This window comes from Bacteroides sp. OF04-15BH, assembly GCF_003477995.1.
Classification (GTDB): domain Bacteria; phylum Bacteroidota; class Bacteroidia; order Bacteroidales; family Bacteroidaceae; genus Paraprevotella.
This window is the reverse complement of sequence record NZ_QUEM01000049.1, coordinates 1-11,370: the sequence shown is the minus strand read 5'-3', so window position 1 is coordinate 11,370 and position 11,370 is coordinate 1. Positions and strand designations below refer to the sequence as shown.

6 protein-coding genes are annotated in these 11,370 nt (G+C 48.7%); 4 read left to right on the top strand and 2 right to left on the bottom strand.

All coding sequences use genetic code 11. The features are described 5' to 3' along the window. Positions 1-48: 48 nt before the first annotated feature. The 3 genes from DXA74_RS14765 to DXA74_RS14755 all read left to right on the top strand — a co-directional run bounded on the left by DXA74_RS14765 (position 49) and on the right by DXA74_RS14755 (position 6,810). The gene (locus DXA74_RS14765) at positions 49-2,538 is read left to right on the top strand and encodes an outer membrane beta-barrel family protein (RefSeq protein ID WP_233550577.1); all 2,490 of its coding nucleotides are present in this window, start codon (positions 49-51) and stop codon (positions 2,536-2,538) included. Between the two features lie 173 nt (positions 2,539-2,711). Further along, positions 2,712-6,020, top strand: a complete 3,309-nt coding sequence (locus DXA74_RS14760; protein WP_233550576.1) for a sulfatase — start codon at positions 2,712-2,714, stop codon at positions 6,018-6,020. A 241-nt stretch (positions 6,021-6,261) separates the two neighbouring features. Continuing rightward, the gene (locus DXA74_RS14755; RefSeq protein WP_118528868.1) at positions 6,262-6,810 is read left to right on the top strand and encodes a DUF3332 domain-containing protein; all 549 of its coding nucleotides are present in this window, start codon (positions 6,262-6,264) and stop codon (positions 6,808-6,810) included. Positions 6,811-6,910: 100 nt separating this feature from the next. On the opposite strand, the gene DXA74_RS14750 is transcribed toward DXA74_RS14755, so the two are convergent. Together DXA74_RS14750 and DXA74_RS14745 are read right to left on the bottom strand one after the other, a co-directional pair. Beyond that, positions 6,911-8,086 (bottom strand): MFS transporter, encoded by a 1,176-nt coding sequence (locus tag DXA74_RS14750; RefSeq protein ID WP_118528866.1) that lies wholly within the window; start codon positions 8,084-8,086, stop codon positions 6,911-6,913. Positions 8,087-8,116: 30 nt separating this feature from the next. Then, positions 8,117-9,481 carry an MATE family efflux transporter gene (locus tag DXA74_RS14745; RefSeq protein ID WP_118528864.1) on the bottom strand — a complete coding sequence of 455 codons (1,365 nt, stop codon included), beginning with the start codon at positions 9,479-9,481 and terminating at the stop codon, positions 8,117-8,119. 237 nt (positions 9,482-9,718) lie between these two features. Here DXA74_RS14745 and DXA74_RS14740 point away from each other — a divergent pair, with 237 nt between their 5' ends. Beyond that, a complete protein-coding gene (locus DXA74_RS14740; RefSeq protein ID WP_118528862.1) occupies positions 9,719-11,221 on the top strand; it encodes an RsiV family protein in 1,503 nt (500 codons plus the stop codon). The last annotated feature ends 149 nt before the right edge of the window (positions 11,222-11,370 follow it).

The window sequence follows — 11,370 nt, the reverse complement described above, 5'->3', positions numbered from 1 at the left end:
AATTTTCAGGCGGTTTTTTAATTCCGCCAACAGGTTTTAGATAAAGCCATGAAACGAAAAAGAATGATTCTTGGGCTATGTTGCTGCGCGTTGGGCAGCGTTGCGGCTCAGGCTCAGAATCCCGAACAGCATTCTGATACCACCTTTCAGGTGAAAGGAGTGCTTGTTGACTCCCTGTTACAGGAAAAAGAACCCTATGCCACCATCCGGGTGGTGCGCCCCGATGCTCCCGAAAAAGTGGTGCGTATGGCCGTGACCGGTCTGGACGGAGTGTTCCAGCTCTCTCTTCCTGCGGAAGGGATCTACCGTATTTCCATCTCTTCGATGGGAAAGCGCACGCTTGTCCGTGAGTTTACCTGTACCGCCTCGCAGAAAATGATTGATTTAGGGACACTTTATACCTCAGAAACCGCCGAGGTGTTGAAAAATACCGAGGTCGTGGCCCAGAAACTTCTGGTCAAGGCCGAGATAGACCGTCTGACCTATAATGTGGAAGATGATCCCGACGCACAGACCAACACCACGCTGGAGATGCTCCGCAAGGTGCCTTTGGTGACCGTAGACGGCGAAGACAACATTCAGGTGAACGGCTCGGGAAGCTTCAAGGTACATGTAAACGGCAAGCCGAATACCCTGATGAGCAACAACCCCAAGGAAGTGTTGCGCAGTCTGCCGGCCAGTACCATCAAACGCATTGAAGTGATTACCGACCCCGGAGCCAAATATGATGCCGAAGGGGTGGGCGGTATTCTGAATATTGTGACCACCGATGCCCGGATGCAGGGCTATAATGCCACGCTGGGAGTCCAGGCACGCAATACGGGGCTGGGCGGTAATGCCTATGTCACGGCCCAGATGGGAAAATTTACCGTGAGTGGTAACTATTCCTATAGCCGTCACCATACCCCCACCGGATATAATACCAGTGAGCGCGAAGATTTTACTTCGGAAGAATTCCGTCACCTGCTTCAGGACGGAACTTCCAAATCAAATAGTTCTTTTCAATTCGGAAGCCTGGAAGCCAGTTACGAAATAGACACGCTGAATCTGATTACCCTTTCGGCCAACCTCTTCGAAGGAGGCTATTCTGCTGATGGAAATACCCTGACCCAGATGAGGCGGACCGACCAGACGGAGCGTTACCGCTACCGGATGCTCAACGACGCACAGAACGACTGGATGAATCTGGGCGTGAATCTGGATTATCAGCACACTTTCCGCAAGCCCGGAGAATATCTCACCCTGTCCTACAAGATGAACACCTCGCCCAATGAAAATGAGACGGACACCCGTTACGAAGAAATCACCGATGTGCCTTATGCCCTTCGGCGGCAGTCGTACGACAACAAGGCGCACACATCCGAGCATACCGCTCAGGTGGACTATGTGCTTCCAGTCAACGAGAAGCACTCTTTTGATGCCGGTATGAAATACATCTACCGCCTGAACAGCAGCGACAGTCATTCATTGCAGGAGGACGACCAGGGCGTGATGGTGGAGCAGGAGCAACTCTCCTCACAGTATGAGCAGGGACAGAACATTCTGGCCGCTTATGCCGACTATCAGCTCAAATGGAAACAGATGGGACTGCGCGCCGGAGTGCGTTATGAACACACCTTTATGAATGTGGAATATGCCTTGCAGCCCGAACGCGACTTTCAGGCCGGTTTCAACGACTGGGTGCCCAGCGTGAACCTGTCTTATATGCTGGGGCAGACCTCTACCTTGCGCCTCAATTACAACATGCGTATCAACCGTCCCGGCATCTGGTATCTGAACCCGTTCCGCGACACCAGCAATCCGGTGTCCGTGCGTTACGGTAATCCCGATCTGGATACCGAGAAGGCACATATCACCGGTCTGTCCTACAGCTATTTTTCGGCCAAGTTCAGTCTGAACGCCAGCCTGTCCTACCGTTATGTGGGCAATGGCATCGAGTCCTACTCGTTTATGAACGAAGGGGTGCAGGAAACGACCTATGGCAATGTGGGCAAGACCCACCAGACCACCTTGTCGCTGTGGGCCAACTGGAATCCCGGAAGCAAGACCCGTCTGTCGGTAAACCTGTCCGGAGTGCATTCCGTGTTGCATAGTGCACAGCTGTCTGCGGACAACCGCGGTTTTTCCGGTAATCTCTTCCTGAATGCCCAGCAGACCCTGCCCTGGGACTTGCGCCTGAGTCTCTTTGGAGGAGGCAGCACCCCGAGACAGACCTTGCAGGGCGAAGGAGCCTCTTATTACTTTTACGGATTGAACCTGAGCCGTTCGTTCCTGAAAGAAAAACGCCTGAATGTGTCCCTGTATGCCAATAACTTCTTAAATAAGTATCAGACCACGACACACGAAACGCTTACCGAAACATTCCGGTTGCAGAGCAAGAGCAAATACTCGGCCATGAATTTCGGTTGCAGTGTGAGCTGGCGTTTCGGTGACCTGAAGGCACAGGTGAAAAAGACTGAGCGCAGCATTCAGAATGATGATGTGAAGGCAGGAGGAAGCAATGCTTCTTCCGGTAGCGAAACTCCAGGTAATAGTTAAAAATGTAACGTTAAAAAAGAATAAGCATTTTTTGAAAAAGAGTGAACGCGCGCTTCCATATCTGAAATTTACGTATATTTGGAAGCTAATACCAATAATATAAACCCCTATATCATGAAGCATTTTTTACCTTTTAGTATGTTGCTCGCGGGAGCAGCTCTTCCTGGTAGCGTTTGGGCACAGGAAGAAACACCAATCTGGTCCCCTCACAGGAGCATCCGAACATCATTCTGTTTTTGGTAGACGATATGGGATGGCAGGAGACATCCGTTCCTTTCTATAAGGAAGAAACTCCGCTGAACCGTCGTTATAACACTCCGAATATGGAGAAGATGGCCCAAAATGGAGTAAAATTCATGCAGGCATACGCTTGCGCCATTTCTTCGCCGACTCGATGCAGTCTGATGTCGGGAATGAATGCAGCCCGTCACCGTGTGACCAACTGGACGTTGAATTACAATACGCAGACCGATGCGAACAGCAATGTGATTCAGCTCCCAAGCTGGAACTTTAACGGTATTCAGCCGGCTGCCAAGGCCACCGCACACGATTTGGCCAACGGAACTCCGATTACAGCATTCCCGGAGATTTTGCAGAAAGCCGGTTATTACACCATCCATTGCGGAAAGGCTCATTTCGGTTCTGAAACGACTACCGGTGCCGATCCTTCCAATTTCGGCTTTGATGTAAACATTGCCGGAGCCGCGAATGGAGGACCGGGAAGTTATCTGGCCGAGAATGAATACGGTTCGGGCAGTTTCCATGTGTCTGGTTTGGAGAAATATTACAACACCGGCACCTTCCTGACCGAGGCATTGACCCTCGAAGCATTGAAAGCGATAGAAAAGCCTATCAACGAAAACAGGCCGTTCTATCTGTATATGTCGCATTATGCCATCCATACTCCTTATGATGCCGACACCCGTTATACGGGAAACTATACCAATTATTTTGATGAGCAGCTTCAGGCAAATCTGAACAATCAGGAAATCAATCATGCAGCCCTGGTAGAAGGTATGGACAAGAGTCTGGGTGATATTCTGAAATATTTGGAAGATCATCCGGATGTGGCCAAGAATACCGTGGTTCTGTTTATGGCTGACAATGGCGGACAGGCTGTTTCCGTGCGTCAGGGACGTGCCAATTACGACCAGAACTGGCCGGCACGCGGCGGTAAGGGTTCTGCCTACGAAGGCGGTGTGCACGAGCCGATGATGCTCTACTGGCCGGGCAATGACAAGGTTCAGCCGGGTACGGAAAACCAGAGCCGCATTATGATCGAGGACTTCTTCCCGACAATTCTGGATCTGGCCGGAGTAGAGGATTATGAGACCGTTCAGAAGGTAGACGGAAAGAGTTTTGCCGACATTCTGCGCGACCCGTCTATTGAACGCACCCGTACCAACATCTGGCACTTCCCGAACCTGTGGGGTGAAAGTCAGGACAAGGCCGAGGGCTATGGTGCCTATTCTGCTATCCTGAAGGGCGATTACCGCATGATTTATTTCTGGGAGAGCCAGGAAAGACGCTTGTATAATATCAAGGAAGATATCGGTGAGCGGAACAATCTGGCAAAAACCGAGCCGGAGTTGCTGAAGGAACTCTCTAAAGAACTGACCGACTCTTTGAAGGCTTACGATGCACAGCGTCCGTCTTATAAGGAAACAGGAGAAGTGATTCCTTGGCCAGATGAGGCTCCAGCGCCGGTAGAAATCGGTGAGGCAGTGCCTGTTACTCCCGGTATTTTCAAGTACAGTACCGAGGATGTGAAATATTATTACCGGATTTCCGATAACCGCGGCAGTCAAAGCGGTAACAGCAATTTCTATTGGACACTTGGCGAGCACAATGGCTATAAGGCCATTCAGGCCACTCAGGAGCAGTTTGCCAATGCCTACGATGCTACCCAGCAGTATTTCTATTTTATGCCGGGATCTGATGAAACCCATTTCACCATGTACACGGTAGATGGCCGCAAGGTGAATTATGTGGACGGAAAAACCGGTTCCGGTTGGAACGGCGGTAATATCGGTTCGGATGTGACGACTCCTTACATGCAGTATGGCACCGATGAGGCCGGTGAGTTCCAGTTGATTTCTATCGGTTCTATCGGACGCTATGCCATCAAGGCACCGAACGGCGATATCCTGAACGACCGCGGTACCGGAAACGGAAGTGCAGCAAACATGAAGTGGGTGATCAATACTTATTCCGGAATTACGTTGAATGACGCGGGCAGCAACTATAAGTTTACTGCCGTTCCGGGAAATTCCATCAGCGGTCTGATTACCGAACTTTACAAGAAATATCAGAAGAATGCCGACTATGTGGGTGCCCATGACATCAGCACGGTAACTCCGATTTACGAAGAAGCACTGAAAGATCCTGATCTGGAGGATCTGAAAGCCATGGAAGATGCCTATGCCCAGACTCCTACCTTGGAGATGGAAACCGGAAAAATCTACCGTTTGCGTAACTACATGCGTAAAATCTCTACCGGAAATACAGCCTGCAACGGTGCCGGCGGTTATCTGGAGCAGATGGATGTGAACAATCCGGATCACAACTTGTGCAAGAACGGCGGTTATTCTGCTGTGGATGCCAATAATGCTCATGCCAATGCTTTGTGGCGTGCCGTACCGGCTGGAGCAGAAGGAACTTTCTATCTGCTGAATCTGAACACCGGAAAGTATATTTCCAAAACCGGAGTGGCCAATAATGCCTATGCTCAGGCTACAGAGAATGAATCTGAGGCTTTGGCCCTGAAGTTGGTTCCCTATGGTGACTTGCAGTTCAAGGTGGCTGTTGCTTCGAACGAATCTCTGCGTCTGCATATTTCCGGTCTGGCAAATTCAGGCAGTTCTGCACGTCTGATGTTCTATAACGGTGAGGACAAGGGTACCGCATCAGCCTGGTACATGATTCATGCCCGCGACATTGACGTTACCACGAAAAAGTCTGCCGACGGCAATTTCGCATCCGCTTATCTGCCGGTTGCCGTAGACATGCCGGAAGGCCTGAAGGCCTACAGCGGAAAGGTGAACGGTGAAGTGCTGACACTGACCGAGATCAACGGTACGGTACCGGCTGAAACCGGTATGGTGCTGAAAGGTGAGGAAGCCAAGGCCTATACGCTGCCGATTGTAGACGACGAGGTGTCTCCATTGGAAAACAACGAACTGCAGGGTTCTCTGATTTATAAGGCCACTGAAGGTATGCCTTACTTCCTGTTGTCCGTAACCGAGGATAAGGCCGACTATCAGCCGGTAACCGCCGACTATCTCACCGGCAACGCAGCCTGGGTAGACGGAACCGGAATCACTGCGCCTAACGGTCTGGCTCTGGATATGGGCGTACATGTCGGTATTGATCAGGTTGAGGCCGACAAGAAAGATGCCAAGATTTACGATCTTATCGGTCGTCGTGTAAAACGTCCGGCAAAGGGTATTTATATTCAGAACGGTCAGAAAGTGATTTACTAAACCGCATTATTTCAGAAATAAGGAAAGTGCTCGCGGCTATCCCGGACAGGGGCCGCCGGGCACTTTCTTTTTATTTGTACGTGTCAATATTTAAAAAGTAGCAAAAAAGCAAGAAATAGTTAGCATTTTAGATATTTCTTTTTATTTTTGTGAACGATATGTCTGCTGAAGTTCATTTCTTTAAGCGGAGATATCCGGAAAAGAAATTTGCGTAATAAAAACTAAACTAAAAACGAAGATTATGAAAAAGAAATTGTTTTTGATCCCATGCCTGGCATTGGGAATTTGTGCCGGAACAACCTCTTGTATGGGATCTTTTGGCCTGTTGAACAAATTTGCCTCCTGGAATCAGGGTGCTACCGGAAATAAATTTGTAAACGGATTTATCGGAATCCTGTTGAGCCCGGTTTACGGCTTCTGTTTTGCCGCCGACTGGTTTGTCTTCAACACCATCGAATTCTGGACCGGCTCACAGCTTATTGCTTCAAACACCACCCAGCGCATGGTGGGCAGCAATGGAGATGTTTATCTCGTGAAATCAGACAAGAACGGATATACCATTACGAACGAAACCCGTAAGGACAGCATGCAGCTGGCTTTTGATGCGCAGACCAACGAATGGAGCAGCATCTATAACGGCGAGACCCGCAAGCTGTTCCGTGTGAATGAAAAGGCCAATACGCTGACGGTATATACTCCTCAGGGAGAAACGGTAGAAGTGAGCAATAACGAAGAAGGCATGCAGGAATTGCAGGCATTGCTGAATGTGGCTCCAATGAAAGCCGAATAAACAGCTAACCCTACTTCTGAAAATATACGATAAGGAGCTGCGTCCGCGACCGGAAGGTTATGGATGCAGCTCCTTGTTTTTTAGGTATGACAGGATGAGTTTAGTATTTGCTAAAGCGGGTCACTCCCACAGAAGCCAGGGCCAGCAGACTGCCCGACAGCGCCACACCGCTCCAGCCCCAGTTGGTCCAGGCGGCTCCGGCCAGAAAGGTGCCGAGTGATCCGCCCAGGAAATAAGTGGTCATGAAGATGGTGTTGATGCGGTTCGAGGCACTCGGACAGAGGTTGAACATGGTGGTCTGGTTGCTGAGCTGGATGCACTGCATACCGATGTCAATAATCAGAATACCCAGAATCAGATTGATATAGGCATTGCCACCCCAGTAGAACAGAGCCCAGGCCAGCAGTTGCAGCAGAGTGCCGATATAATTGAAGCGCCGCACGCCTACCTGCTGCACAAAACGGCCTACAATCGAAGCCGACAGAGCACCGGCCACACCACAGAGTCCCAAGGCACCCACCTCATCACTTCCGGCATAGAAAGGTGCCTGAGCCATTTTGAATGCCAGGGTGGCCCACAGACCCATGAATGAGCCGAAAGCCAGTCCTGAGCGCACGGCATAGATGCGCAGGGCAGGGTAGTCGCGTATCAGCTGGATGAGCGAACGCATCAGCTGGCTGTATTTTCCCTTGAAATTACTCTCCGTGTTGGGAAGGAGCAACAGAATGACCATGGCCGACACGACCATCAGGACAGCAGCGATGTAATACATCATGCGCCAGCCCAGCCATTCGCCTATGTATCCGCTGATGACCCGTGAGGCCAGAATACCCGTGAGCAGACCGGAGATGATGATTCCTACATTCTTGCCCTTGTTCTTCGGTTCGGAATACTGTGCGGCCAGCGGAACGAAAATCTGCGGGATCACGGAGCAGGCACCGGTAACTACCGAGGCCAGATGGATGATATGGATGCTCTGTGCCGAGGCGATGCAGAGCAGCGAGGCCACCAGCAGACTGAAGTTTGTGAGGATGATCCGCTTGCGGCTATACAGGTCGCCCAGAGGGATGATGAACAGCAGTCCCAGAGCATAGCCGATTTGTGTGAGCAGGGCAATATGGTTGGTATCCATTTCCGAGCATTTCAGGTCCATGCGTATCACGTCCAGCAACGGCTGGTTATAATAAAGATTGGCCACAGAGATACCGGCTATGGTTGCCAGAGTGTAGAGTAATCCTTTGGGGATACCCTGATTTTCCAGTAAGGTATGTTTCATTATGTTTTTGTTTGATGTGAAGCATAAGATTTATGAGTCGGCTGTCTTCATGCGTGCCAGAATCCGCGGAAACTGGAAGGCGAAGATCAGGGTGCAGCAGATGGCGGCTGTGGCATCGGATATGGATTCCGCTGCAAACACGCCTTTCATTCCCCAGAAGTGGGGGAGAATCAGTGCCAGCGGAATCAGCAGAATCACTTTACGGAGCAGAGCGATGAATACTGAAATCTTGGCGGCTCCCAGGGCCACAAACATATTCTGGCAGGCGCGTTGCAGGCCGAAGATGCTCATTCCCGACAGGAAGATGGGCAGTACCCGTTCCACAGTTCCGATGAGGCGGGCATCATTGGTAAAGGCCGCTGCCACGGTATGCGGGAAGAAGAGCATGAACAGGATCAGCACCAGATTGAAAGAGAACATGGTGATGACCACGATGCGGAAGCATTCTTTCAGGCGTTCGCGGTTGCCGTGTCCGTAGTTATAGCTCGCCACCGGTACAAAGCCCTGGGCAAAGCCGGTGAGCGGTACACTGACAAAGAGCATGGCACTCTGCATGATGGCCAGTGCGCTGATATAGATGTCGCCGAACTCCTTGAGGCTGCTGTTCAGCACAAAGCCCACCAGACTTTCGGTGCTGGCCATGATAAAAGGAGAGACACCTAACCCAAGGATAGAAAGCACGATGCCGCGTTTCCACTTCATGTACCGCCTTTCCAGACGCAGGGAGGCGCTCTGTGAGGTCAGGAAACGGAGCACCCACGCTGCACTGCAGGCCTGTGAAATGATGGTGGCCCAGGCTGCTCCTTTCACTCCCATATCGAAGGTAAAGATAAAAAGCGGGTCGAGGGCTATATTCAGGACGGCTCCGATGATGACGGACCACATGGCTATGGCCGGTCGCCCCTGTGTGTTGATAAAAGTGTTCAGTCCGACGGACAGCTCCACGAAGAGTGTTCCCAGCAGATAGATGGACAGATAGTCGCGGGCATACCCGATGGTATGTTCCGATGCTCCGGCGAAGGAGAGGATCGGGTCCATAAACAAGTAGGTTGTTATGGAGGTGACACAAGTAAAGAGCAGCAGGAGCATGAAACCGTTGCCCAGAATCCTTCCGGCACGCTCGCGGTCGCCTTGTCCCAAAGCGATGGCAGCGAGTGGGGCACCACCTCCGCCCACGATGGCGGAGAAAGAGGAAATCAGGATGATGATGGAACTGGTTACTCCGATTCCGGCCAGTGCCTCAGTACCTATTTCCGGAATATGGCCGATGTAAATACGGTCTACAATACTATACAAAAGGTTGACGAACTGAGCCGCGACCGCTGGCAGTGCCATACGGAAGATGAGCGGCAGCATGCGGTCGGTACCTAAACGTTCTTCATAAAGTCTGTTCATAGGTTTGCTTTGTAAGATGGTGCAAAGGTAATCAAAAGAATGAGACGGTGCATTGCAGGTCGTGTGCTTTGTGAATAAAAGGAAATATTTTGATGGAATATTACATTGTGTAGATAGTTTTTCGGTATAAAGTTGCTCTATAAAAGCAATAAACGTTAGTAAAGGGGATGCTGTCTGCGGTGTGAATGAAACGGTGCGGAATATTGACGAACCGGTAAAACAAGAAATAATTTAAATATGAAAGAGATGAAAAAAGTGTTTGGTTTTATAACTTTAGGTATTCTGTTGGTAGGCACTCTTTCTTGTAAAGGGTCCTTGAAAAAAGGAATTGGTATTCGTGGGACCTGGTGCAAGGAAGATATGATTATTTTAAATGAGGACACTTTCAAGGTACAGGAAAAAATAGGTGATAGTCTTTTAATTGTATATTGTTATCCGGAAGATTATGAATCTTGTTTTCTTATTAAGCGTGAAAGCAACGGTTATTATTATGTCTTGCAAGAAGGAATATCAATATCTTCCATAGAGAATACGCAGGATTTTGCTCTTATCGATGATAGAACCATATATAATGTTAGGAATAATGGAACATTTACTTTGCCTTGGAATGCTTCTTATCTGTATTATTTGGGAATGTGTAAAGATAAAGCCGTGTTTACGGAACAGGATTCCATTTATTTCTCAGACGGAAGATGTGTGGCTCTTCGAGATGATTCCTACTGTAAGAGGTCTGATAAGGAAGGGGAAGTCGTTCTGGTAAAGGGAGTCAGAAAATTGAGCGTAAGCCTAGAAACGTTATATCATTTCAAAAACACGGCTCCTGTGTCCGATCCTTCCATATATAGGTTTATCGGTCACTATGGTACTACATCCAAAAGAGAGAATGAAGACGAGTTTTTTGGATTAAATGTAAGTCTGGATATTCCTGTGGGAGATACGAACAGTGACAAGGCTATTCGGAAATGGATGACGTCTGCAATAAAGGATGATGCTTTTTCTATGTTCGGATGTCCAATAGATGTTTTTGAAGGAAATAGTTCAACACTACAGGAAATGAAGTTGACCTTAGAACAATATGGTACGCTTTGGGAGCAATTGTACCGAAGTTATGGTGGGGAAGAAGAATCATATACTTTCAGGATATATTGCGATGTGAGTGTAAGAAAGGTTGTTGATTGTAAAGACTATACGACGTATTATTATGCTTCTTCGTTGTATGAAGGAGGCTTACACGATCTGCCCAGATCGTACTATATTACCTATGACAAAAGACTGAAAAAGATTCTGACCGCATCAGATGCACTTAAAAAATCTAAGCTCAGACTTTTCAGGAATGAAGCTTTGAAGAGTATCCACCAAGAATATGATGAAAAATCGGGGAGAGAAAGTGATTGGAAGGATTTTACACGAGCAGTGTTTTCTTTTCACAGCCCCATGGTTTATCTGAGTGGTGTGGATGAGAATATGCTTGCTCTCCTTGAGCATGATTACATGTGTGACGAATGGTCCGGATGGGGATATCCGACGGATAAGGCATTTACATTGGATAATTTTCCATTACCTCATTTGGCTGTCTTGCCGGAGGGTATTGTTTTGACTTATCATCCTTATCAGATAGATTGCTTTGCTTCGGGAGAATATCATATCGTCATACCATTTGACAGGGTTGAATCTTGTTTGCAGTATGGTTATCATCATGATAAAAAAGACTTGCCTAAACTGGAACAGTTTATCAAATAGGTGCTTCTTAATATTCGGGAAGCATATGTGAGTGGTAAATAAAAGAAAGGCATAAAGGCTGTGTGACATCGCTTCAGGCACTATAAAATAGTTTGTGTAAATGGAAATGAGGGTGTGTCAAAATACCCTCTTTATAACAGAAGATCGCT

Bases quoted from the DNA above. Each gene is read 5' to 3' on its own strand.
- DXA74_RS14765 (WP_233550577.1), top strand. From the start codon at position 49: ATGAAACGAAAAAGAATGATTCTTGGGCTATGTTGCTGCGCGTTGGGC.
- DXA74_RS14755 (WP_118528868.1), top strand. From the start codon at position 6,262: ATGAAAAAGAAATTGTTTTTGATCCCATGCCTGGCATTGGGAATTTGT.
- DXA74_RS14750 (WP_118528866.1), bottom strand. From the start codon at position 8,086: ATGAAACATACCTTACTGGAAAATCAGGGTATCCCCAAAGGATTACTC.
- DXA74_RS14745 (WP_118528864.1), bottom strand. From the start codon at position 9,481: ATGAACAGACTTTATGAAGAACGTTTAGGTACCGACCGCATGCTGCCG.
- DXA74_RS14740 (WP_118528862.1), top strand. From the start codon at position 9,719: ATGAAAGAGATGAAAAAAGTGTTTGGTTTTATAACTTTAGGTATTCTG.